At 37.4% G+C, this 23,344-nt stretch carries 20 protein-coding genes and 1 pseudogene; 12 read left to right on the top strand and 9 right to left on the bottom strand.

The features are described 5' to 3' along the window. Window positions 1–81: 81 nt before the first annotated feature. The gene (gene trxA, locus Q9317_RS08955; RefSeq protein ID WP_003102085.1) at window positions 82–396 is read left to right on the top strand and encodes a thioredoxin; all 315 of its coding nucleotides are present in this window, start codon (window positions 82–84) and stop codon (window positions 394–396) included. 44 nt (window positions 397–440) lie between these two features. Here the strand turns inward: trxA and Q9317_RS08950 are convergent, their stop codons facing one another. From Q9317_RS08950 to Q9317_RS08935, 4 genes and pseudogenes are all read right to left on the bottom strand, one after another. Further along, on the bottom strand, window positions 441–833 hold the full coding sequence (locus Q9317_RS08950; protein ID WP_003102082.1) for a hypothetical protein: 393 nt from the start codon (window positions 831–833) through the stop codon (window positions 441–443). A 75-nt stretch (window positions 834–908) separates the two neighbouring features. Continuing rightward, window positions 909–1,040 (bottom strand): annotated as a pseudogene (locus tag Q9317_RS08945) (helix-turn-helix transcriptional regulator); the annotation flags it as partial. A gap of 185 nt (window positions 1,041–1,225) precedes the next feature. Continuing rightward, entirely contained in the window at window positions 1,226–2,383 is a 1,158-nt protein-coding gene (gene mutY / locus Q9317_RS08940) for an A/G-specific adenine glycosylase (protein ID WP_003102081.1), read from the bottom strand. Window positions 2,384–3,538: 1,155 nt separating this feature from the next. Next, window positions 3,539–4,705, bottom strand: coding sequence for an IS30-like element ISSag9 family transposase (locus Q9317_RS08935; protein WP_041497833.1), 1,167 nt, complete (start codon window positions 4,703–4,705; stop codon window positions 3,539–3,541). 253 nt (window positions 4,706–4,958) lie between these two features. On the opposite strand from Q9317_RS08935, the gene rpsF reads away from it, so the two are divergent. From rpsF to rpsR, 3 genes are all read left to right on the top strand, one after another. After that, a complete protein-coding gene (rpsF, locus tag Q9317_RS08930) occupies window positions 4,959–5,249 on the top strand; it encodes a 30S ribosomal protein S6 (protein WP_003102078.1) in 291 nt (96 codons plus the stop codon). A 20-nt stretch (window positions 5,250–5,269) separates the two neighbouring features. After that, entirely contained in the window at window positions 5,270–5,761 is a 492-nt protein-coding gene (locus tag Q9317_RS08925; protein ID WP_003102076.1) for a single-stranded DNA-binding protein, read from the top strand. Between the two features lie 64 nt (window positions 5,762–5,825). Continuing rightward, window positions 5,826–6,065 carry a 30S ribosomal protein S18 gene (rpsR, locus tag Q9317_RS08920; RefSeq protein WP_002983142.1) on the top strand — a complete coding sequence of 80 codons (240 nt, stop codon included), beginning with the start codon at window positions 5,826–5,828 and terminating at the stop codon, window positions 6,063–6,065. A 160-nt stretch (window positions 6,066–6,225) separates the two neighbouring features. On the opposite strand, the gene Q9317_RS08915 is transcribed toward rpsR, so the two are convergent. Then, entirely contained in the window at window positions 6,226–8,346 is a 2,121-nt protein-coding gene (locus Q9317_RS08915) for an LTA synthase family protein (RefSeq protein ID WP_003102074.1), read from the bottom strand. A gap of 714 nt (window positions 8,347–9,060) precedes the next feature. On the opposite strand from Q9317_RS08915, the gene Q9317_RS08910 reads away from it, so the two are divergent. After that, window positions 9,061–11,442: a pneumococcal-type histidine triad protein gene (locus Q9317_RS08910; protein ID WP_003102070.1), complete on the top strand. Its 2,382-nt coding sequence runs from the start codon at window positions 9,061–9,063 to the stop codon at window positions 11,440–11,442. Between the two features lie 127 nt (window positions 11,443–11,569). On the opposite strand, the gene Q9317_RS08905 is transcribed toward Q9317_RS08910, so the two are convergent. Together Q9317_RS08905 and Q9317_RS08900 are read right to left on the bottom strand one after the other, a co-directional pair. Continuing rightward, window positions 11,570–12,238 (bottom strand): DUF1129 domain-containing protein, encoded by a 669-nt coding sequence (locus tag Q9317_RS08905; RefSeq protein WP_121791543.1) that lies wholly within the window; start codon window positions 12,236–12,238, stop codon window positions 11,570–11,572. A gap of 178 nt (window positions 12,239–12,416) precedes the next feature. After that, window positions 12,417–13,361 carry a magnesium transporter CorA family protein gene (locus Q9317_RS08900; RefSeq protein WP_003102065.1) on the bottom strand — a complete coding sequence of 315 codons (945 nt, stop codon included), beginning with the start codon at window positions 13,359–13,361 and terminating at the stop codon, window positions 12,417–12,419. 238 nt (window positions 13,362–13,599) lie between these two features. Between Q9317_RS08900 and uvrA the strand changes: the two genes are divergently transcribed. The 7 genes from uvrA (at window position 13,600) to nusB (ending at window position 20,805) form a co-directional block, all read left to right on the top strand. Beyond that, the gene (uvrA, locus tag Q9317_RS08895; protein WP_003102063.1) at window positions 13,600–16,422 is read left to right on the top strand and encodes an excinuclease ABC subunit UvrA; all 2,823 of its coding nucleotides are present in this window, start codon (window positions 13,600–13,602) and stop codon (window positions 16,420–16,422) included. A gap of 91 nt (window positions 16,423–16,513) precedes the next feature. Continuing rightward, window positions 16,514–17,590, top strand: a complete 1,077-nt coding sequence (locus Q9317_RS08890; protein WP_003102061.1) for a M24 family metallopeptidase — start codon at window positions 16,514–16,516, stop codon at window positions 17,588–17,590. Between the two features lie 22 nt (window positions 17,591–17,612). Continuing rightward, window positions 17,613–18,065 (top strand): deoxycytidylate deaminase, encoded by a 453-nt coding sequence (locus tag Q9317_RS08885; RefSeq protein WP_003102059.1) that lies wholly within the window; start codon window positions 17,613–17,615, stop codon window positions 18,063–18,065. 396 nt (window positions 18,066–18,461) lie between these two features. Beyond that, entirely contained in the window at window positions 18,462–19,202 is a 741-nt protein-coding gene (locus Q9317_RS08880) for a CPBP family intramembrane glutamic endopeptidase (protein ID WP_003102058.1), read from the top strand. Window positions 19,203–19,385: 183 nt separating this feature from the next. Next, entirely contained in the window at window positions 19,386–19,943 is a 558-nt protein-coding gene (gene efp, locus Q9317_RS08875) for an elongation factor P (protein WP_003102055.1), read from the top strand. A 42-nt stretch (window positions 19,944–19,985) separates the two neighbouring features. Next, window positions 19,986–20,375: an Asp23/Gls24 family envelope stress response protein gene (locus Q9317_RS08870; protein ID WP_003102053.1), complete on the top strand. Its 390-nt coding sequence runs from the start codon at window positions 19,986–19,988 to the stop codon at window positions 20,373–20,375. After that, a complete protein-coding gene (gene nusB / locus Q9317_RS08865; RefSeq protein WP_003102051.1) occupies window positions 20,368–20,805 on the top strand; it encodes a transcription antitermination factor NusB in 438 nt (145 codons plus the stop codon). Before Q9317_RS08870 ends, nusB begins: the two co-directional genes overlap by 8 nt. A 33-nt stretch (window positions 20,806–20,838) precedes the next feature. Here the strand turns inward: nusB and Q9317_RS08860 are convergent, their stop codons facing one another. Further along, complete coding sequence (locus Q9317_RS08860; RefSeq protein WP_003102050.1) at window positions 20,839–21,804, bottom strand: LacI family DNA-binding transcriptional regulator; 966 nt, start codon at window positions 21,802–21,804, stop codon at window positions 20,839–20,841. A 5-nt stretch (window positions 21,805–21,809) separates the two neighbouring features. Next, on the bottom strand, window positions 21,810–23,249 hold the full coding sequence (locus tag Q9317_RS08855; RefSeq protein WP_003102048.1) for a sucrose-6-phosphate hydrolase: 1,440 nt from the start codon (window positions 23,247–23,249) through the stop codon (window positions 21,810–21,812). Between the last annotated feature and the right edge of the window lie 95 nt (window positions 23,250–23,344).

Below are 23,344 nucleotides of genomic sequence, written 5' to 3'. Positions count from 1 at the left end.
AAGAAGTTGCCGTAGCAGATTATTGCTTTATTGCTTTTTTTCCCATAAAATAGGGGTATAAACTAGAAAAAGGAGTCAACCATGACACAAATCGTAACAGATGCAACATTTGAAAATGAAACAAAAGAAGGCTTAGTCTTAATTGACTTTTGGGCAACTTGGTGTGGTCCATGTTTAATGCAGGCACCAATTTTAGACCAATTGTCTGCTGAACTTGACGAAGACGAGTTAAAAATTGTGAAACTTGATGTGGATGAAAATCCAAACACAGCCCAACAATTTGGCATTATGTCAATCCCGACCTTACTCTTCAAAAAAGATGGTCAAGTGGTCAAACAAGTAGCCGGTGTTCATACAAAAGAACAAATCAAAGCTATTGTAGCAGAGTTAAGCTAATTTAAAACATGAAAAAAGGCCAGCAACTGATGCTTTGGCCTTTTTCATATTTTGAGGTGGAATAGCCACAAAAAGAATAGACTAGACATTAAAGAGACAACAGCAAAAATAATAGTAAAACCTAAAACAATTGCTACTTTCTGATAGGGATATTTCGCTTTTTCTTGGCACTTTTCAATTGGACTTAACTGGGTTGAGTTTGCAAGACAATGGATCTCTTTATAGGTATGAATCTGATATTTGTTTTTGAAAGCTTCAACCCGATAGGCATAAAATAGACAAATTCCCCACAAAATAAGGTAAGTAATAAATCCTAACCACCCAAAAAAATATAAAAGAGGGAAAATAGCTACCGCGATAATGACCATTAAACCAAGCATGGTAACCGAATTGCGCTCATAGGATTTTTTATCATTCTTATCAATAATAGACGTCATTTCTTCGATATCTTCTTTAATGAGGTCGTCTAAGCTAGTTTGAAATAGATGTGATAGTAAAAGAAGGCTATGAATATCAGGGTAAGTTTTATTATTTTCCCAATTAGAGATACTCTGTCTGCTGACATAAACTTTTTCAACTAGTTCTTCTTGTGATAGTTGGAATTGTTTACGAAAAAAAGTATTTGTTGCCCGATTTTCATAGATAGGACTCCTTTTTGTTTTATAACAAATCTATTATAGTCTTGTTTTTTTGTCTAGCAAAACCTTTTGACATCCTGTTGTTAAAGGGTTTTGGAGTTTAACAGCAACTATTTTTAGGAGACCTTTACAGAAAGTTGACAAGACTGTTAACTATTTTACACAAGAAAAGAGTTGAATGTCATAAAATACTAGATTAAGGTCTTCTTGGTTCTAAGATAAGTTTCCATCATTTTCTTTTGTGGTGTTGCCATAGGGTATTTGTCCAAATCTTCAGGAGAAACCCAGGCCATTTCACTTTCTGTTTGTGGTGTGAAACTGTCTAATACACCCTCACTTAAAGTAATGGTCCATTTTTGATGGCTAAAGGTATGTTTGACTTGTGGAAAAATCTGTTCACTCCATTTGGGAGTTATTTGGTAATGACTTTCAAATGCAGCCTTTTTTGATACCCTTTCAAGCATTTGAGGGGAATTATCAAATAGGTCTAGCTGCTGTTCTACAAGATCGGTTTCCATGATTGGAAAAGACCAAAATCCACCTAAAAGTCTCCCCTGATTATTTTTCTCAAGTAAAAATTCTCCCTTGCTATTATGGAGGACAAAAGCCTCAATTTGAATGGGGCGTGGCTTCTTTTTAGGTTCTTTAATGGGGTATTTGTCATAAGTTCCATTTAAATAGGCTGCGCAGAAAAATTTAATTGGTGATTGATCTGGTTTTGGAGTTTTTGCTGATTCGATATCGGTGCCCAAATCCATCAGTGCTTGGTTGAAATCACCTGGCCTTATGGGATCAATTAACAATTCCATAATAGCTTGAAAAATCTTGCGATTCTTGGGGTCGCCAATATCATAATTGACTTCAAATAAGCGAGCCATAACACGCATGACATTACCATCAACAGCAGGCTCTGGCAGATTAAAAGCAATACTTGAAATAGCGCCAGCAGTATAGGGTCCAATTCCCTTTAGACTGGAAATGGCTTGGTAAGATGATGGGAAAATGCCATTATGCTCACTCATGATTTGTTGGGCAGCTTTTTGCATGTTACGAACGCGGGAATAATAGCCTAGTCCTTCCCATGCTTTAAGCAGCTTATCCTCTTTTGCATGAGCTAATGCTTCGACAGTTGGAAACCATTCCAAAAAACGATAGTAATAAGGAATAACAGTTTGAACTTGAGTTTGTTGGAGCATGATTTCTGAGACCCAGATATGATAGGGGTTATTGCTACGTCTCCAAGGGAGGTCGCGCTTTTCTTGGTCATACCAGTTGAGTAGTGTTCGACGAAAATCATCTATTTTTTTGGCGTCCCACATAGTGATGCCGTAAGTTTCTAAATCTAACATACCTCTATTGTAGCAAAGTTTTTTCAATATGCGAAAAGGCTAGGCTAGAAAGTCAAAATAATAGCTTCTATCAGAGTTTTCAAAAAACAATGATAACAGCTTTTTTTTCTTATCTTTTTATTAGGCAAGTGGAAAATGTCATAGGGAAATATTTTTTCTTGACAAAAGCAAACGCTTACATTATAATGAAACTATAAAGAAGGATGACATATGACACAGATTTATAGGAGGAAATCTTATGATGAAACTACATGTCGCACGGTACAAGAACGGAGACTAAGTAGCTCCAACAACGGTAGGCAAACTGACTTTTACAACTAACAAAGTGATCACATTGTTGAACTTATTGAAGTATGCGTTATTTGGCCAAAGGAGCGCTCTTTACAGTATAAGTTTTGGAAAATCTCCAATATTGAAAGGTATAGTATATGCTTAAATTCAATAAAGGACGTTACAAGAATGGAGACTAATTTTTCCAGAGATTAGTTATTCATAATCTGTTAGTTATTGTTATTGGCACTCAGGGTGAAAGATAAAGGTTAAATAGTGTTATTGTCGCACAGGGATTGAGTTTTTCTATTAAAGGAGGATCTTATGAACGTTGCAAGATACAAAAATGGAGACACTTTAGCGAGTTGCAAACTATAGCTAAAGGGGTGAATCCAATGTAACTATTCACACATGTCAAAAAAAGAATCATTAAAAAAATCATTTCACTAAAGAAAGGAGATTAAAGCTATAAAAATGCTAACCTTAATCCCTTTTAAAAAAGGGATAACACAGTTGTCTGTTTCTTCCTTCTGAAATGGTGAGAGAGGATTATATCCAAATTTAGAACTGAAATGAAGACATCCAAAGTGTGCATTGGGTGTCTTTTTAAAAGCTAAATTCTCAAAGTAAGTTCCACCTCTAGTAGAAATGGAATTTAGTCTGATAAAAACCAATAAAAACCAACGAAAATCCGTCTCAGACTAAGTTCCGTTGGTTTTTATAATACTTGATTTCATAGGTTTTCAGAGTTAAAAATCGCAAAAAAAGGGTACAAGAAAACCTCCTCATCTGAAAGCGTTTCAGATTAAGTTCCGCTATGGTTGAAGTTAGTGTGAGACGTTTAGGTTGTATCAGTTAGTTGATTAGGTTAGATTTTGTCTTTTATTAGATTTTGTCTTTTAATAGTTTGGGAGATTGGCAGACGTCTTCCGCAGTAATTTCCTCAATACCGAGTATACTTGCGATGTCTTTTCCGTAAGTAAAAGAGAATAGCTCATAAGCCGTTTTACCATTTAGAGCCTGTCTCTTAACGCTGTTGATATGAGATAGTGCCAGATTAATGTCCTCTTGAGTCAAGTTGTCGAAGGAAGTCCCCTTAGGCAGTATGTCTCTCACGAGGGTATGATTCTTCTCGATTCTTGCTTTCTGGTCAGACCGATTAGGGTCACAAAAGAAGAGTTGAGACTGTCCACAAACATCTATCTCAATATCATCCACTCTAGCGAATTCCCCACCATTATCCGTTAGGATAACAGGAAAGAGTTTGAAGAAGTCTCTCTTGTTATCATAGAGTGTCCTCTTAATGACCTGTATGTGTTTAGCAGTTTCGATAGCTGTCTTAGAATCCATCAGTTTGGCAAAGATGAAGTTACAGAAGGCGACATTGAAGGTGAGAAGGACCTTTCCACCAATCCGTCCAATAACCGTGTCCATTTCAAGCCAGGAGTTCAGCTCTGATTGGTTCATGTGTTCTATAAAATCCTCGTACCGTCGCCCTTCTTTAATCGCTTTTGGAATAGGAGGGAGTGTGCTCTTTCGCCTTTTTTTGAACTTCACAGCTCTAGGTAGGTCGATTGGTGTGATGGATAGGTAGCCTTTCTTGATGTGTCGATAAACGGTTGAAGAACTCACTTCTAGATCGTTGGTTTTGAGGATATGATAGATACGTTGGCCCTTCTTGACCCCATTAGAAAGGACTCTATCTATTTTCCAGAAGGTCTCTTTGTTCAAAGGGATTCCTTCTCTAGATTCAACTAAAAGTTTTTCGTAGTTCCTTTGAGCTTGCTTAGCAAGATAGAAGGTCTTCTTGTAACCACAGTTGATCCTCCTCTTTGGACACCCATTACAAACATAGGGAGCTTTTCTTAGTAGCGGACAGTCTAGGCAGTCTTTGGTTGATTCTCTTAGTTGCTTATTTCGTTTGACTTCTTTTGCGATAGTAGTAGGGTGTTTCAGTAGATTAAGCCCGATGGCTTTAAAGGTTTCTCCTCTATCCAAACCAGATTGGATGTCATTACGGTCTGAGAGAGTTAGGTGTTTGTGTTTTGTCATGATGGATAAACTCATTTCTAATCCAAACGTCTCAGACTTAATTCCACCATAAAAATCCTTTTCACACTAACTTCCGGTTTTGGAGGGCAGACGGAACTTACTTTGAGAAATTACTTGTCTTTTTAAAAGGCCAGTTAAATTATTTTTTTCTTGCTTTTTTTTTTGATTTAAAGTATAATGATATTCTGTGAGCATACCTCACTTACCTATACTAAATAGTATAGGTCATTAGACCAAAAGGAGGAAAATATCAATGGCTAAATACGAAATTCTTTATATCATTCGTCCAAACATTGAAGAAGAAGCAAAAAACGCTTTGGTATCACGCTTTGACTCTATCTTAACTGACAATGGTGCAACTGTTGTTGAATCAAAAGATTGGGAAAAACGTCGTCTTGCATACGAAATCAATGATTTCCGTGAAGGACTTTACCACATCGTTAACGTTGAAGCGACTGACGCTGTAGCTCTTAGTGAGTTTGACCGTCTTTCAAAAATCAACGGTGACATTCTTCGTCACATGATCGTTAAACTTGATGCTTAAGACCGGTAAGAAGGTAGTTTATGATTAATAATGTAGTACTAGTTGGTCGTATGACCAAAGATGCAGAACTTCGTTACACACCAAGTCAAGTGGCTGTAGCTACTTTTACACTTGCTGTTAACCGTACATTTAAAAGCCAAAGTGGTGAGCGTGAAGCTGATTTCATTAACTGTGTCATCTGGCGTCAACCTGCTGAAAATTTAGCAAACTGGGCTAAAAAAGGTGCATTGATTGGAATAACAGGTCGTATTCAAACCCGTAATTATGACAATCAACAAGGTCAACGTGTCTATGTAACTGAAGTGGTTGCGGATAATTTCCAAATGTTGGAAAGCCGTGCTACACGTGAAGGTGGCTCATCTAATTCTTATAATGGTGGCGGTTTTAACAATTCATCATCAAATAATAATTATTCTGCTCCAGCACAACAAACGCCTAATTTTGGTCGAGAAGAAAGTCCATTTGGAAACTCTAACCCAATGGATATCTCAGATGACGATTTACCATTCTAATAGAGTGGGTTTGAATGAAAGAACTCTGCTAGAGTTCAAGAGTATAATATAAAGGAGAAATAACATGGCTCAACAACGTCGTGGCGGATTCAAACGCCGTAAAAAAGTTGACTTCATCGCAGCTAATAAAATTGAATATGTTGATTACAAAGATACTGAACTTTTAAGCCGTTTCGTTTCAGAACGTGGAAAAATTCTTCCACGTCGTGTAACAGGAACTTCAGCTAAAAACCAACGTAAAGTAACAACAGCAATTAAACGTGCTCGCGTTATGGCACTTATGCCTTACGTAAACGAAGATTAATAAAACAGCCCACTGGGGGCTGTTTTTTCGTTACTTCTAGAAGTGGGAGAGAGTTGCTAGCACTCTTTTTTGGGGTAATGATATGGAAAAAAAGACGCCAGTATCCTTGTTGGGACGCTAGCGTCTTTTTAGTCAGACTAATAATATGAGGTAAACTTCTTTATTGCAAATGAGCTGTCAGCTTATCTTGAAAGGTTATGTCTTTAAAGAGTTCTCTAGTGCTTCCTTGTTTTTGATGGTATAAACTTGTTGATGCATCACCGGCCTTTGCCTCAATTTCTTTTAGGCGATCAAAGGCTTTGAGGTAAGAAATCTTATCGGGCTCAAGAGCTTCTAAGTTATGTTTAGTATAGAAACGAAGAAGGTCATTGATTTGTATCTGATCACTTATGTTAAGGCGTTCAGCACTTAGCTGTTTGGCCTGTTCAATCTCCAAGAAGTAGGGGTTTTCAAATTCATTGATGTCATGACCAGTTTTTGTTTCGTAGAGTTTTCCGCCATAACTCGTGACAAGAGGTGTGATAAAAGTGCCATTTGTTCTTAAGGTGACTACCTGACTTCTGTTAGAAGCCAGCAGGTCTTGCCCTAACTGAATGTGTGTTTGAGTGTCCAAACCTAGGAGGTGTTGCACTGTTGGAGCAGAATCAATGAGACCTCCAAAAGTATCGATTATTCCCCCTTTTTGACTTCCTGGGATATGAACCATGTAAGGAACTCTTTGGAGCATGGCGTTATCGTAGCTTGTCCATTCTTCTTTATCCTTGCCTAGAAGTTCAGCAAGCTCAGGATTGCGTGAATGGGATATGCCATAATGATCGCCGTATAAAACAATAATAGAATTTTCAAGAAGTCCTGAATCTCTTAGATAATCAAAAAAGAGTTTGATGGAAGTATCTAAATAGTTGACGGTACTAAAGTAGGCATTGATGGTTTGATCTTTTGTCTTTGCATGAGGGAATCCTGATTCCTTACCACTTAAATGCTGATAGGGGTAGTGGTTAGTTGCAGTGATGTATTTGGTGTAAAATGGCTGTTGAAGCCTTTCCAGGTATTGGATTGAGTCTGCAAATAGTACTTTGTCATTTAAGCCATATTGAAAAGAATTTTCTTCTGTTGGTTTTGACAGATAAGATTGGTCAAACCAGTATTGATACCCCAATTGTTTGTAAGTGTTGTTGCGATTCCAAAATGCACCATCATTGCCATGGAAAGCAGCAGTTGTATACCCTTCTTTTTTAGAGAGAATATGCGGTAAGGCATTCTGTGTATTGCTAGCTCCATATTTAACGAAGAAGGCTCCCTGGTTTAAACCGAATAAAGAGGTTTCCATAAGCAATTCAGAATCTGATGATTTGCCAGCTTTAACTTGGTGGAAAACATTTGAAAAGGCCAGGGTGTCTGGATGATGGTATAGGGAATTGAGAAAGGGTGATACTTCATGTTTTTGCCCCTTGTCATCTTCTAAATGGAAATCTATTAGAAATTGCTGAAAACTCTCTAAATGTATGGTAATGACATTTCTGCCCTTGGCAATGCCGAAATAATCTGGATTTGGCGCAATGTGATGTTGATTAATGAATTGTTCAACAGTATCAAGCTGATCAGCGCTAGCGTTTTGACGAATTTTATTTATTTTATAAGTTTCTTTGACATCGTTTGAAAAAAAGACACCAAGGCCCAACCCTCTTACAATATATGAGTTTGAAAACCCTCGTTTTAACAATTGTGGGCGGTCTATTTCAGCTAAAGTGACATTTAAAATAAAAATGATAATAGCTAACGCAGAAACCATTAAATGACTTCTTAGCTGTCCTAGATTCTGCGACAAATTATTTTTGTTTTTGAAGAGAAAAATAGGGATGGCAATGACATCGAGAATGTAGATAAAATCCCAATACCTAAGTAAGTGAAGTGCAGAGTCACCAAGCCCCGCAGAAACTTTACTAGCAGATAAGATGGTACTGAAAGTGATAAAATCGGAAAACTCTCTGTAATAAAGAATATTAGCAATTAAAAGCATGTTTAGAGAAAGATAAAAGACAAGGAGAGTTGAGAGAAAAAGTGTTTTTCTTTTGAAATAAAGTGAGAGACTAAATAAAAAGATGCTAATAGCAAGTGGGTTTAAAATGAGTAAAATATATTGTAATAAACCTTTTGTCCCTAAATCAAAATCAATAGCGTAGGCTGTGATTGTTTTAAGCCAGTAAAAACCGACAAGCAGACTGATGAGTTTGAGACGTGTGTTAAAAGTAATGTTTTTTAATGCAAAATTAATCTTCACAACAGTATCCTTTCAAAAATAATGAATTTCGATTATAACATAATCAATTGTGATTTGTAAAAGAAGAACTGTTTTTTAAAGAATACATTTGCAAGCTTTTTGTGCTATAATGATTGAAATTAAAGAGGTGAAAAAGTGATGGTTTATATTTTGTGTCTTTACAGTTTGATTCTATGTTTAGCAGCTTTTGTTGAAAAAAATGGGCCTTATCAAAAGACCAAGTTGCTTGTTTTTGCCCTGTTTTTTCTCCTATCACTTATTTTTTTGTTTTCAAAACTAAGGTTTGTTAAGCTACTTTTAGCCCTCATATTAATTGTGATTCCGATTCTGCTTTATTTAGCTAGAGTTAGCAGTGGTGAAAAGGTGCATCTGAGTCATCATGTTTTCAGAGGAATACTTCATATCATTTTCATACTTGCATTGCTTTAAAAACAATAAGAATTGTTAGAATTTTGATGTGGTTTTAGAAAATCATTAAAGCTTTTTACTTTTTTTTCTTGACAAAAATTTTTCACAGTTTTATACTTAACTGGTTAAGTATATTTAACAAAGTGATTTCATTTAATAAAAGATAGCCAGCTTAAAAATGAATCTTAAGCCAGTGAAAGGGAATTAAACTGGGCAGTTACTGTTTCGTTTATGTGACGGATTGGTGGCAAGTGTTAAGAAGAATGTTTAGCTGTTTTGTCTTTGGGCAAAGAAAAGGAGGAGGACATGAAACACAAAAAACTTATTGGAGCAGGTGCTGCTATTGCTTTGGTTTTTAGTGCATGTGGTTATGAATTAGGACGTTACCAAGCAGAAAAAGCTAATGCAAATAGCATTGCTTATATTGATGCTAGTAAGCCTTCTAAGGTGCATAAAAAACAACTATCATCAGAAAAAAATCCAGATGATATTAGTAGAGAAGAAGGGATTTCTGCTGAACAAATCGTTGTTAAAATTTCAGACAAAGGTTATGTGACCTCCCATGGTGATCATTATCATTATTATAATGGGAAAGTGCCATACGATGCTTTAATTAGCGAAGAACTGCTAATGAAAGATCCAAACTATGTCTTGAAAAAATCGGATATTGTTAATGATGTCAAAGATGGGCATATTATTAAAGTAGATGGGAACTATTACCTTTATTTAAAAGAGGGTAGTAAAAAAACAAACCTAAGAACAAAAAAACAAATTGCAGAACAATCTGCAAAAGGAGCAAAGGAAGCTAAAGCTTCTAGACAAGGGAAATCTTACTCTGCTCATGGCGGTGCCACTGTTCAAGAAATTAATGCTGCCAAAAAAGAAGGGCGGTATACAACTGATGATGGTTATATCTTTAATCCTAATGATGTTATTGAAGATACAGGAGATGCCTATATTGTCCCTCATGGGAACCATTTTCACTATATTCCAAAATCAGAATTGTCGGCAGGTGAGCTAGCTGCTGCTCAGGCAGTTTGGTTATCTAAATCAGGTAAAGCTACAAGTCCTATTCATGTTAATACTGGTGGAACTTGGTCTAATCAAAATGGCAATCAGCCAGGTAAAGTGGTGACTTATCCAACACTCCCTAACGCACCACTTCCAGCCCCTTATTATCCGATTGATTACCCAAGTCACCCCAATATTCCGGATGTCCAGTTGGATAAAAATAAAGTTTCTTATGACTATCTTTTGAAGAAACTTTATGAGCAACCAGATTCTAAGAGGCATCGTGAAGGTGATGGTCTTGTTTTTGATCCAAATCAAGTGACAAAATTAACAAGCCGAGGCTATGTTATTCCACATGGCAATCACTGGCATGTGGTAGCTGAACATCAATTATCTCCACTTGAGATTTATCTTGCTAGAATGCATTTATCAGGTCAAAGTCAGTTGGACAAGGCGACAGCAGATCAATTATTAGGCCTCAAAACACCTGAGAAGCCAGCAAATCCATTGCCAATCGATACAAAACCTCAGAAACCAGCTGAAAAAATCAATCTTTTAGATGCTTCTATTAAAAAAACAAAACAAGGCAATGATGGTAAAACCTATACGACAGATGACGGCTATGTTTTTTCAGTAGCTTCCATTAAATCTTACGATGAAGATGGTATTATTGCAGATCATGAAGGGCATGAACATTATATTCCTTATAGTGAATTAGAAGATAGTGAACTCAAACAAGTTCAAGATGCTATTAATGCCAAAGATAGTAAAATTGTCAAGGTTGATGAAGGCCATTTCACTAAAGAAGAGATTGCTCAAAAACTACAATTCCTTTCTCTTCAAAACAATGTTCCTGTGGATAACTTTAAAATTACCGGCGATAAGGTGATTATTCCACATGGCAATCATACACATACAGCAGAATTAAAAGACATTCCAAGCAAATTAAGTGTGGATAAATTTGAAGATGCTGATGACTATAAGACGATTATCATGCAGTTGAAGATGGGAAAAGCAAAACAAGACTATCAAACAAATGATATCATTCGCTCAGGTCCAGACTTGATTATTTATGCTAAAGATGGTTCTACTAAGAAAGTGGCGCTCAATAGTATTAAACTTCCTTTAGATTATCAAGAGATTGATTTTTCAAAAGACCTTGCAGTTAAAAATCCAAATGACGAGAAACTGGACTATATTGCACGTCAATATAAAGTACCAAGAACAAAACTGATGGTTATTGGTGATATTGTTAGTGTTCCAGATAAACCTTCTGTTTTGTTAAGTAAAGTTAATGTTAATGACGCTATTATTTATACGTTGAGAACAGGTAATGCACTTCCTAAACCTATTGATGCAGAAGGTGATGACGAAGAGGATATGGATGAATCAGAAGAAGCTTCAGAGACTGCCACTGAAAAACCATTACAGCCCAAAGAAGACGCTGATGAAGTCGATGACGAAGAAGTTGATGAAGAAGATCCCTATGACATGAAATTAGAGAACTTAGCAAAGCAATATGGGCTTACTAAGGACCTTCTTCAAAAGCGTATTGTAGACTTATCAATAAAATATGGAGTAGGTATGGATCAAATGTCCTTTGGAGCGAAAACTATAAGCTTCACTTCAAATGGAAAAACGGTTACCTATGATATTATCAATCAAGGTGAAGTATAGCATCGCCTACAAACCGTAATAAAGCCTCCTAAGGAAAAAGAATCACAGTAGAAAACATTTTGTTTTAAGCTACTGTGATTCTTTTTGAAAATAGACTAATGAAAAAGCTCGAAGACAATCGAGCTTTTTAAGAGTGTTGTTGTGCAGACATAGCACTTTGAATATTGTATTTTCGTTGAAGGAGGTAGCGACTACCAAAAGCAATTGCTCCTAGAACAACAAGTGCAAAGGCTGGTAATTGTGGGTTTAGTGCTTGTGGTAGCAAAGCTGCACCAGTATATAGTCCAATCCAAGAAAGCATGACAAGTGTTAAGGCAGCAATGATTTTAAACCAACTTGGACGTTGGCTTTTGGCTTTACCGACATGACGGTAAATAAAGTAGTATGTTGCATACATAGAAGCACCGCCACCAAAACCAAGTGCCAAGAGTGCTGTTAAACCAGATACTGCAGTTTTAGAATTGTAAAAGAGTAACATTCCTTGAAGAAGAGAAACCATTCCAATGAAGAGTAGTGACGTATCTAACCACATCAACCAAGGATTGGTATTTTTTTCTTTGAATGCTTTATTACCGTTTTTTCCAATAGTTTTTGGAGAAAAAGAAGCAGCCCAAGCAGTAGGAGCCCCAAGAAAAGACCTAGCAGGAATACCTTGTCTTTGTTTTTCAAGAATGGTAGGGACAGTTTCCTCTAAAATCTCTTTAATCTCTTGATCAGATTTACCGTCTTCAATCAAACGATTAGTAGCAATGTGAATAAATTCTTGGTTTTTCTTAGTAAGATTTTGAAAATCCATCATATCTCCTTTATTTTTCAATTATACTATTGTTTCGTCCCTCTATCTAGTGGGTGATGACATCACCAGATAAATGGGTATGGTCAAACAAAAACAACTTGGTTCAGGTATCTTAGACACTATTACAACCTGTTACAAGTACTGGCGCTGTTGCTTTAGTTGCATCAAAAATACGCCATTAAAACCATTTCTTTCTAAAGAAATAAACAACGACTGCGGACGAGCCTATTGCAGCAAAAGCAACAATCAACCAAAATGCATTATCGTGTCCATTGAAAGGCATGGTGTTATTTTTAAAGTTCATGCCATAGGCAGAAAAGATAACAGTAGGAATATCTAGAGCCATGGTCATTAAGGCCAAGGTTTTCATGATTGTATTCTGATTGTTGTTAATGATTGAGGCAGTTGTTTCTGTCATGGCATTCAAGACATTTTCATAAATGCCAGCCATCTCAATGGCCTGTTGGGTTTCAATCAGAGTGTCTTCCAGTAAGTCTTCGTCTTCAATATATTTCTTAAGAGAACTTGTACTGCTAGATAATTTTTTAACAATGCGTTCATTGAATTTCAAAGAGGCTTTCAGGTAGACAATAGATTTTTCCAGTTCCATCATGTCAATTAGCTCTTCATTTCGAGTTGCTGCTTCAAGTTGCGCTTCCAAACGATTGCTTTGACGGTCAATAGTTCTTAAGGCTGTTAGAAAAAGCTCCGCGTTACGATAAAGCAGTTGAAAGACAAAACGGGTCTTCATAAAGGTGAAGAAGTTCTTAACCCTGCGGTCATGAAAATGATTAAAAAGTGTTAAATCGTGTAAGGAAGTTGTAATAACGGCATTTTCGGTCACGATAATACCCAAAGGTACCGTCACATAATAGCTTTTGTTATTTCTTTCCTCGTAGGTTGGAACGTCGACAATAATGAGTGTGTAGTCATCTTCAACAGCGACACGGGATGTTTCTTCAATATCCAAAGGGGCGCGTAAGTCAGAGACGTCAATGTTAAACTGATCAGCAACTTCCATTGACTCTTCCTGGGAAGGGTTTACCAGTTTTATCCAAGCCCCTGGCTCGAATCTTTCAATTTCTTTGAATTCAATTGCTGATGAAAGAAACATTTGTTTCATGACAAGCCCTCCTTTTGACCTTATTTGCGTGTGTTGGATGAAAAGAAAGTATTTAAATCGCATTGTAAAAGGGTGAAATGGCTATTTTCAACCCTTTTGAGATTATTCACTTATCTGTCTCATTACATACTAGACTATTATACTATAAAATGGCGAACTTTGGGACAACTGATTATTAGAAAATTTGCTATAATAAAAGAAATGTCATTCGAAAGGGAAACAGACACTTAAAGAGATTATGCAAGATAAACTTATTATTCGTGGAGCGCGTGCTCACAATTTAAAAAATATTGATGTTGAGATTCCTCGCGACAAGTTAGTTGTTGTGACAGGGTTGTCAGGATCAGGAAAATCAAGTCTGGCCTTCGATACGATTTATGCCGAAGGGCAACGGCGCTATGTAGAGAGTCTTTCTGCTTATGCAAGGCAATTTTTAGGGAACATGGAAAAACCTGATGTGGATTCTATTGATGGCCTTAGCCCAGCAATTTCTATAGACCAAAAAACAACCAGTAAAAATCCACGTTCGACCGTTGGGACAGTTACAGAAATCAACGACTATTTGAGGTTGCTTTATGCTCGTGTTGGGACGCCTTACTGTATTAATGGTCATGGGGCTATTACGGCCTCATCGGTTGAGCAGATTGTGGAGCAGGTTTTGGATTTGCCAGAACGTAGTCGCATGCAAATTTTAGCTCCTATTGTTCGCCGAAAAAAAGGGCAACAAAAAACCATTTTTGAAAAAATTCAAAAAGATGGTTATGTTCGTGTTCGCGTTGACGGTGAGATTTATGATGTGTCAGAAGTCCCAGAATTATCAAAAAGCAAGATGCATGATATTGAAGTGGTAATTGACCGTTTGGTCAATAAAGATGGCATCAGAAGTCGTCTTTTTGACTCCATTGAAGCTGCTTTAAGGTTAGGTGATGGTTATTTAATCATTGACACTATGGATGGCAATGAGTTGCTCTTTTCGGAACATTATTCTTGTCCGGTTTGTGGCTTTACTGTGCCGGAATTAGAACCCCGTCTTTTTTCATTTAATGCTCCTTTTGGGTCTTGCTCAACTTGTGATGGTTTAGGGATTAAGTTGGAAGTTGATATGGACTTGGTTATTCCAGATCCAAGTAAAAGTTTGAGAGAAGGGGCGTTGGCACCTTGGAATCCTATTTCATCTAATTATTACCCATCCATGTTAGAACAGGCCATGGAGGCCTTTGGTGTGGATATGGATAAACCTTATGAAGATTTGTCAGAAGATGAGAAGCAGTTGGTCTTGTATGGTTCTGGTGATCGAGAATTCCATTTTCATTATGTCAATGATTTTGGCGGCGAACGCAATATTGATATTGTCTTTGAAGGTGTTGTTACAAATATCAATCGTCGCTACCATGAAACTAATAGTGATTACACACGAAATGTTATGCGCACCTACATGAATGAGCTAACATGTAACACTTGTCATGGCTATCGCCTTAATGACCAAGCTTTATGTGTTCATGTAGGAGGTGAACAGGCGCCTCATATTGGTCAATTATCAGAGTTATCAATTTCTGATCATTTAAACCATTTGGAAAACTTAACATTGAGTCCAAATGAAGCAACCATTGCTAAACCCATTCTTAAAGAAATTCATGATCGCTTGACATTCTTGAATAATGTTGGACTCAACTATTTGACCCTCTCTCGTTCTTCGGGGACTCTTTCTGGTGGTGAGAGCCAACGGATTCGACTAGCAACGCAAATTGGCTCTAATTTATCGGGTGTACTCTACATTCTTGATGAACCTTCAATTGGTTTGCACCAAAGGGATAATGACAGGCTCATTGAAAGCCTTAAAAAGATGCGAGATTTGGGCAATACCTTGATTGTTGTTGAACATGATGAAGATACTATGATGCAGGCGGATTGGCTGATTGATGTTGGTCCGGGCGCAGGCGCATTTGGTGGCCAGATCATTGCATCGGGGACTCCTAAACAAGTGGCTAAAAATAAAAAGTCCATTACAGGACAGTATTTGTCTGGCAAAAAATCAATCCCCTTACCGCTGGAACGTCGCGTGGGAAATGGTCGTTTTATTGAAATACAGGGTGCCCGTGAAAACAACTTACAGAATCTAGATGTTCGTTTCCCACTGGGAAAATTCATTGCCGTTACCGGTGTATCTGGTTCAGGGAAATCCACCTTGATTAATAGCATTTTGAAAAAAGCAGTAGCTCAAAAGCTAAATCGTAATTCTGAAAAGCCAGGTAAACACAAGACAGTAACCGGTATTGAGCATATTGAACGTCTTATTGACATTGATCAAAGCCCGATAGGACGCACACCAAGGTCAAACCCAGCAACCTATACGGGTGTTTTTGATGATATTAGGGACCTGTTTGCTCAGACCAATGAAGCCAAAATTCGTGGTTATAAAAAAGGGCGCTTCTCCTTTAATGTCAAAGGGGGGCGTTGTGAAGCTTGCTCTGGTGATGGTATTATCAAAATTGAGATGCACTTTTTACCAGACGTTTATGTTCCATGTGAAGTCTGTCATGGTCACAGGTATAATTCTGAGACACTTGAAGTTCACTATAAGGAAAAAAACATTGCTCAAATTTTAGACATGACAGTTGATGATGCAGTTGAGTTCTTTGCGGCAATTCCTAAGATTGCACGTAAGATTCAAACCATTAAAGATGTTGGTCTAGGTTATGTCACCCTTGGACAACCTGCAACGACTTTATCTGGTGGAGAAGCACAACGGATGAAGTTAGCCAGTGAACTGCATAAACGTTCAACTGGTAAGAGCCTTTATATTCTTGATGAACCAACTACTGGCTTACATACAGATGACATTGCGCGGCTGCTTACTGTCTTAGAGCGTTTTGTTGATGATGGCAACACTGTTTTAGTTATTGAACATAACTTAGATGTGATTAAATCAGCTGACCACATCATTGATTTAGGACCAGAAGGGGGAATCGGCGGCGGACAAATCATTGCCACCGGCACACCAGAAGAAATCGCAGCGGTCCCAGAAAGTTATACCGGACAATACCTAAAAGAAAAATTATAAGCAATTGGAACTCATCTGAGTTCCTTTTTTATCTTTTAAAAGGCTGTAAATAATGGTAAACTAAAGACAGTTAATGACCAAGGAGAATGTTATGACGGTTTACTTGCAAGAACGCTTAAGAAAAGCTTTGCGTCAGTTAGATGAGCGCAATTTAGATGGTATGTTAATCACCAATCTCACCAATATTTATTATCTAACAGGTTTTTCAGGAACGGCAGCCACACTTTTTATTAGCAAGACGAGACGCGTTTTTGTCACAGATTCGCGTTACACGCTGATTGCTAAGGAAACAATCACTGATTTTGACATCATTGAAAGCCGTACAGCACTTGTAGAAGTGTCAAAAATCGCCAAAGCAGACAAACTGTCCGTTATTGGGTTTGAAAATGACATGACCTATGCCTTCTTTCAACGTTTAGAACAAAGCTTTGAGGGGGTTGATTTGCACGTTCAAAATAGCTTTGTAGAAGACTTACGACTTCTTAAAGACGCTAGTGAAATTGAGACCATTTCAAAAGCCTGTGAAATCTCAGATAAAGCCTTTATAGATGTTTTGGAGTTTATTAAAGCAGAAAAGACAAGGGAAATTGATGTTGCTAATTTCTTAGATTTTAGAATGAGGCACTATGGTGCAAGTGGTGTGTCCTTTGAAACCATTGCAGCTTCTGGCAAACGCTCAGCTATGCCTCATGGAGTAGCGAGCCAAAAAGTCATTAAAAATGGAGACAGTTTAACCTTGGATTTTGGTTGCTATTACAATCATTATGTTAGTGATATGACCAGAACCATTCACATCGGACATGTCACAGAACAAGAAGGTGAGATTTATGAGATTGTCTTAAAGGCCAATAAGGCTTTGATTGAAAAAGCCTGCGCTGGCATGACATATAGCGACTTTGACAAGATTCCTAGAGATATTATTAGTCAAGCAGGTTATGGCGAGTGCTTCACACATGGTATTGGGCATGGCATTGGACTAGACATTCACGAGAATCCATTTTTTCTTAAAACGCAAGACCAATTACAAGCAGGAATGGTTGTGACGGATGAACCAGGTATTTATCTAGATCATCTCTATGGTGTTCGTATTGAGGATGATTTAGTGATTACACAAGAGGGTTGCCAAGTACTAACACTTGCCCCAAAAGAATTAATTGTTTTAAGCTAATAAGGTAAATAAGGAGCAAGAGATGGAACAGAGATTATCTTGGCAAGATTATTTTATGGCTAACGCAGAGCTGATTTCCAAACGCTCAACTTGTGATAGAGCTTATGTTGGTGCTGTATTAGTCAAGGATAACCGTATTATCGCAACAGGTTATAATGGTGGTGTGTCAGCAACGGATAATTGTGATCAAGCAGGCCATTATATGGAAGACGGCCATTGTATTAGAACGGTTCATGCGGAAATGAATGCACTTATTCAATGTGCAAAAGAAGGCATTTCAACAGATGGAACTGAAATTTACGTGACGCATTTTCCTTGTATTAATTGTACCAAGGCTTTACTTCAAGCAGGGATAACCAAAATCACTTATAAAGCAAATTATAACCCACACCCATTTGCTATTGAACTAATGGAGAAAAAAGGGGTTGCTTATGTTCAACATGATGTTCCAGTTATTCTTCTAGGTGAAAAATAATGGGCTTTAAAGCTTGGCTAGTGCTCTTATTTCGGTGTGAGTTGTGACAAATTAACTCAGGTCGTTCTTGACTTAGTCAAGTGGTGGTGTTTTATCTTTGTGTAGAAATGGCGTTTAAATGGTCTAAATGACGTTACCCCCTATTGGTTAGAGTGTGTTGCTACTAAGGGGAAATGACTAATAATTAAAGGCGACAAGTAAGTGGTCAAAAAGCATCTTTTGTGATAAAGGTGCTTTTTAAGAACTCTTTGCTGAATAAAATCAAAAGTTATGTTATAATTGTTCTAATGAGCTAATACAAAGGTGCGTAATAGCTTATAATAATATTGAATAATTAAAATTAGTATCACTTAAACTGTCATGCTTAAGTGATTTTATCGTGAAAGAGAGGATTTTATGAAATCGATTTTTAAAAAGAACATCGACTGGATCAATGACCAAAATGGTTTTCTTCCAATTTGGAAGGTACTTGTGTTGTATATTCTGTTTGTAGGACTTGCAATGTTTATGGAGAAATTTGGACTTCAAGTTACCTCTTGGTTTAATCCAGATATTCCTAGAGATAGTCAGGCCTTTATCGACCTTTTAAACACAGAGCCCTTATCTAATATAATGATGGGATTGTTTAGTGTTTTTCTGTTATTTGGCAGTTTTTATGTATTTGGGGCTCGTTTTTTTGGTCCCAAAAAAGATAATCGTCCTATTATGAAATGGGTTTTTATTGGTATTGCACTGGTCTTAGCTTTACAGTTTGGTGATTATTTACTAAATCATTTTGGCCCGCAGATTGGTCTTTCTGAAAACCAACAAGCTCATAATGAGGCCATAAAAAATGCGGATTTCTGGCGTTTGGTTATTACATTAGGTGTTATTCCGTCTTTAGAGGAAGAATTGGTTGTGCGTGGCCTTATTCAAAGGTTTGGCTTTGCCAAATGGCCGATTGTAGGGATTATTGTCCAAGCTTTGATTTTTGGAAATATGCACTATGCTACCAGTCCTATACATTCTCTTTTATATATCTTAAATGGTGGTGTATTTGGTTATGTTTATTACAAATCAGGGCGTTTGGAAGTGCCCATGCTAGTGCATTTTATTTGTAACGTTCTTATTGTGGTATATTTTAAATTCCTAACTTAACACTAATAGAAATAAAATCGCTTAGATTGCCTAAGTGATTTTATGTTTGCGTGATATATGATAAGTGGCTCGTAATGCAAGTGCTAGCACTGCTTTTAGCTGAAAAAGAATAAAAGTATTTGAGAGAGTGCCTAAATTGTGGTAAAATGAGATGATAAATATTTTAGTAAGAGGTAATTATAAATGATTGAAGCAAGTAAGCTTAGAGCAGGTATGACTTTTGAATCAGAAGGGAAATTAATCCGCGTTCTTGATGCAAGTCACCATAAACCAGGTAAGGGGAACACAATCATGCGTATGAAATTACGTGATGTTCGTACTGGTTCTACATTTGACACAACTTATCGTCCAGATGAAAAATTTGAGCAAGCGATTATTGAAACAGTTCCAGCTCAATACTTGTACAAAATGGATGACACTGCTTACTTCATGAATACAGATACATATGATCAATATGAAATTCCTGTAGCTAACGTTGAGCAAGAATTGCTTTACATTCTTGAAAATTCAGATGTGAAAATCCAATTCTACGGATCAGAAGTAATCGGGGTTCAAGTTCCAACAACTGTTGAATTAACAGTCGCTGAAACACAGCCATCAATTAAAGGTGCTACTGTAACAGGTTCTGGTAAACCAGCAACATTGGAAACAGGTCTTGTTGTCAACGTTCCAGACTTCATTGAAGCTGGTCAAAAATTGGTGATCAACACTGCTGAAGGTACTTACGTTTCACGTGCCTAATAGTTTTGTCAGCCAATGGGTTGAGAAAAGAAAGGAAAAGCTATGATGAGTGAAAATATTGGTGAAATCGTTATTTCACCGCGTGTTCTTGAAGTCATTACAGGGATTGCTACAACACAAGTTGAGGGTGTCTACTCGCTTCATAACAAAAAAATGTCAGACAGCTTCAACAAAGCGAGTCTTGGCAAAGGTGTCTACCTTCATACAGAAGAAGACGGTTCTGTTACAGCAGATATTTATGTTTACTTACAATATGGTGTAAAAGTACCATCTGTTTCAGTTGCTATTCAAAAAGCTGTTAAAACAGCTGTCTATGATATGGCAGAAGTGACCATTTCAGCTGTTAACATTCATGTTGAAGGCATTGTTCCTGAAAAGACACCAAAACCTGATTTGAAATCATTGTTTGAAGAGGATTTCTTGGATGACTAATAGTTTTCAAAATTCAAGAAGAGACCTTCGTGAACGTGCTTTTCAAGCCCTCTTTAATGTGGAGCTAGGTGGGGATTTTCTTGAGGCTTCTCAATTTGCCTATGATTATGACAAAGTTACTGAAGAAGATCAGGTTTCAGAACTGCCAACATTCTTATTGAATTTAGTCAATGGAGTGGTAGATCATAAGGACGAGCTGGATGCTATCATTAAGGAAAACCTCAAAAAAGGTTGGTCTATCGAACGATTAACGTTAACGGATAAAACAATGCTTCGTCTTGGTTTGTTTGAAATTAAATACTTTGATGAAACGCCAGACCGTGTTGCCCTTAATGAAATTATTGAAATTGCAAAAAAATATTCTGATGACACTTCAGCTAAGTTTATTAATGGCTTATTAAGTCAGTTTGTTTCAGAAGAATCAGAATAAGAAAAAACAATTCTCGCTGGAGGATTGTTTTTTTTAGATGCTTGAACCAGGCAGGAGTGTAATTGGCAAAATATAGTCCTTGCTGGTTTTTTCTTTTCGGATTTTTTTTAGGAGGACTTCAACGGTTAATTTCGCAATTTCTTCAATAGGTTGCTTAATTGTCGTTAATTGAGGGAAAAAGTTTTCAATAAAATGTGTCCCATCATAACCAATAACTTTAAGATCACTAGGAACGTCTAAGCCGAGTTGATTTGCTACTTTCATAATTAAAATAGCAGTTAAATCATCTGAAACAAAAATACCATCGGGTTTTCGGCTTGAGAGGATAGATCTGATTTCCATTTCACGGCGAATGGTTGATAGGTTGTTTGGCAATTTGATAATTTCAGCCGTTTTTTTCAATTGGTAAGAAAAGCCCAATTGACGAAGTCCTGTTGGCGAATCGGAGTTATCATTACCTGTAATCATGATGATTTTTTGGCACTTGTATTTTTGCAAGGTCTGAGCAGCTAATTTTCCTCCTTGGAAATTATCAGAGGAAATGATAGGGATGTTTGGAGCTAAGTTTCGGTCAAAGGCAACAATGGGGGCTTCGACCCGTTCATAATCTTCAATGCCAAGGTTGTGACTAGATGAAATAATGCCATCAACCTGATTAGCAGCAAGCATCTCTAAATATTCTTTTTCTTTTTTAGGGTCGCGTTCACTATTGCAGATAATGGTTTTGTAACCTTCTTTGAAAAGTTCAATTTCCAAGTATTCAATCAGTTCTGCGTAAAAGATATTACTGATGTTTGGGAAAATGAGTCCAATTAACTGGGCTGATTTTCCTTGTAAGCTTCTAGCCAGGTTGTTGGGTTGGTAACCCAATTGCCTCATTGCTGTTTGAACCTTGTCAACAGTTTTTTGTGACAGGTATCCTTTTTTATTAATGACCCGTGATACTGTTGTTGGGCTAACGCCTGCTAATTCCGCGACATCAGTCAATTTTGCGACCACAATAACTACCTCATTTCATAAAAATATCCTTGAACTTCTCCAGTCAATAATTGAAGTCCACTTTCACCGTGTTCAGGGAAGACTCTACTTGTTAGGACAGCTTGGCCTTTGTTGACGAAAATTTCAACAATGGATTTGTCCACATAGATATTAAGTGTAACATCTTCTTGCGGAATTTGGCAAGAGCGTTTGGTCCCAAATTCTCTTGCGTATTGCTGACCAATTTGGCTACGGTCTAAGTGTAATTGCCCAGTTTTAGTATCAACTGTGAGGCCAAGCCCAGTTTGTGAGGATTCATCAGCAAAGAGTAGGAGTTCAGCGATTTGATTGGCTTTAAAGCAAAGCTCAAGTTCGTAACAATTGCTGGATTGAACCTTGTTTTGGAAGTCTTCTTTTTGACAGCGCAAGCTATTGATGGCTGCGACTGGGCTTTGGTGGAGTTTTCCGTCAATAATGCTAAGTTCTTTGACCAGGCTAAGTGCGCCTTGATAGTCGTAGGCATCTGTCGGGTAGTTGATATCAGGAAGTCCAATCCAAGAGACGGCAAGGGCACGACCGTCAGGGCTATTGAATGCTTGTGTGGCATAGGCTTCAAAACCAAAATCTAGATTTTGAAGAGGTCCACCACCACTTAGTTTTCCCTGATCAGGGTCGAAGTTTTGGTAAATCTTGTAGGTATTTGGGTAGATGTTATCATAGTTGAGGTCTTCTTGGGCTAGACCTTGTGGGCTATAGATTAAGACAGGGTGCCCATCAACAAAAACCAAATTTGGGCATTCAATCATATACTCAGAAGCAGGATCATCGAAGTCTAGGTCTGCAAGGAATTGCCAGTTTTGAACATCATTTTCTACGGCTTTGTAGAGTTTGATGAGACCTTTTTTGTCATGGTTTTGACCACCAACAATGGCATAGAAGTTATCTTTATAATCAAATATTTGTGGGTCTCTGAAATGTTCAGTGACGTCACTTGGTTGTTGGATTAAAACCTGGTCGAATTTTTCAATTTTCCCATCTTTATCCATCCAAGCTCCGATTTGAAGAGGGTCTCTGACCCAATTGTGATCACGCACATTTCCAGTGTAAAAAAGAAAGAGTTTATCCTCTACGGCATAGGCAGATCCAGAATAGGCACCGTGGCTGTCGTTTTTGTGATCGGGTAAGAGTCTTGTTTTGGACCTTGTAAAATGAACAAGGTCTTCTGATGTCATGTGCACCCACTGTTTCAAACCATGGGCTGGACCGTATGGCCAGTTTTGATAAAAAAGATGGTATTTTCCATTGAAATAAGAAAAACCATTAGGGTCGTTTAGTAGACCGCTTTCTGGCTCAATATGGTAGTGCGTATGCCAAGGAGATTTTTGCATGTTTACCTTGATTTCTTCAATTTCCTCTTTGCTCCACTCGCAATAAGGACGGTAGCGCACTTTTTGTGGTAAATCCATTTGGGAACTCCTTTAAGTATTCTTAAGAAATATACTAAACGTTTTCTCTTTAAAAATCAACAATAAAACTAAAATAATAAAAAAATATGTCAAAC

This window comes from Streptococcus iniae (assembly GCF_030732225.1).
Classification (GTDB): domain Bacteria; phylum Bacillota; class Bacilli; order Lactobacillales; family Streptococcaceae; genus Streptococcus; species Streptococcus iniae.
This window is presented reverse-complemented; position numbering and strand designations above follow the sequence as displayed.

Coding starts and splice junctions, on each gene's coding strand:
- Q9317_RS08890 (WP_003102061.1), top strand. CDS start 16,514: ATGACGGTTTACTTGCAAGAACGCTTAAGAAAAGCTTTGCGTCAGTTA.
- efp (WP_003102055.1), top strand. CDS start 19,386: ATGATTGAAGCAAGTAAGCTTAGAGCAGGTATGACTTTTGAATCAGAA.
- Q9317_RS08900 (WP_003102065.1), bottom strand. CDS start 13,361: ATGAAACAAATGTTTCTTTCATCAGCAATTGAATTCAAAGAAATTGAA.
- Q9317_RS08910 (WP_003102070.1), top strand. CDS start 9,061: ATGAAACACAAAAAACTTATTGGAGCAGGTGCTGCTATTGCTTTGGTT.
- Q9317_RS08855 (WP_003102048.1), bottom strand. CDS start 23,249: ATGGATTTACCACAAAAAGTGCGCTACCGTCCTTATTGCGAGTGGAGC.
- mutY (WP_003102081.1), bottom strand. CDS start 2,383: ATGTTAGATTTAGAAACTTACGGCATCACTATGTGGGACGCCAAAAAA.
- trxA (WP_003102085.1), top strand. CDS start 82: ATGACACAAATCGTAACAGATGCAACATTTGAAAATGAAACAAAAGAA.
- Q9317_RS08870 (WP_003102053.1), top strand. CDS start 19,986: ATGATGAGTGAAAATATTGGTGAAATCGTTATTTCACCGCGTGTTCTT.
- Q9317_RS08925 (WP_003102076.1), top strand. CDS start 5,270: ATGATTAATAATGTAGTACTAGTTGGTCGTATGACCAAAGATGCAGAA.
- Q9317_RS08880 (WP_003102058.1), top strand. CDS start 18,462: ATGAAATCGATTTTTAAAAAGAACATCGACTGGATCAATGACCAAAAT.
- rpsR (WP_002983142.1), top strand. CDS start 5,826: ATGGCTCAACAACGTCGTGGCGGATTCAAACGCCGTAAAAAAGTTGAC.
- Q9317_RS08935 (WP_041497833.1), bottom strand. CDS start 4,705: ATGACAAAACACAAACACCTAACTCTCTCAGACCGTAATGACATCCAA.
- uvrA (WP_003102063.1), top strand. CDS start 13,600: ATGCAAGATAAACTTATTATTCGTGGAGCGCGTGCTCACAATTTAAAA.
- Q9317_RS08905 (WP_121791543.1), bottom strand. CDS start 12,238: ATGGATTTTCAAAATCTTACTAAGAAAAACCAAGAATTTATTCACATT.
- rpsF (WP_003102078.1), top strand. CDS start 4,959: ATGGCTAAATACGAAATTCTTTATATCATTCGTCCAAACATTGAAGAA.
- Q9317_RS08950 (WP_003102082.1), bottom strand. CDS start 833: ATGACGTCTATTATTGATAAGAATGATAAAAAATCCTATGAGCGCAAT.
- Q9317_RS08885 (WP_003102059.1), top strand. CDS start 17,613: ATGGAACAGAGATTATCTTGGCAAGATTATTTTATGGCTAACGCAGAG.
- nusB (WP_003102051.1), top strand. CDS start 20,368: ATGACTAATAGTTTTCAAAATTCAAGAAGAGACCTTCGTGAACGTGCT.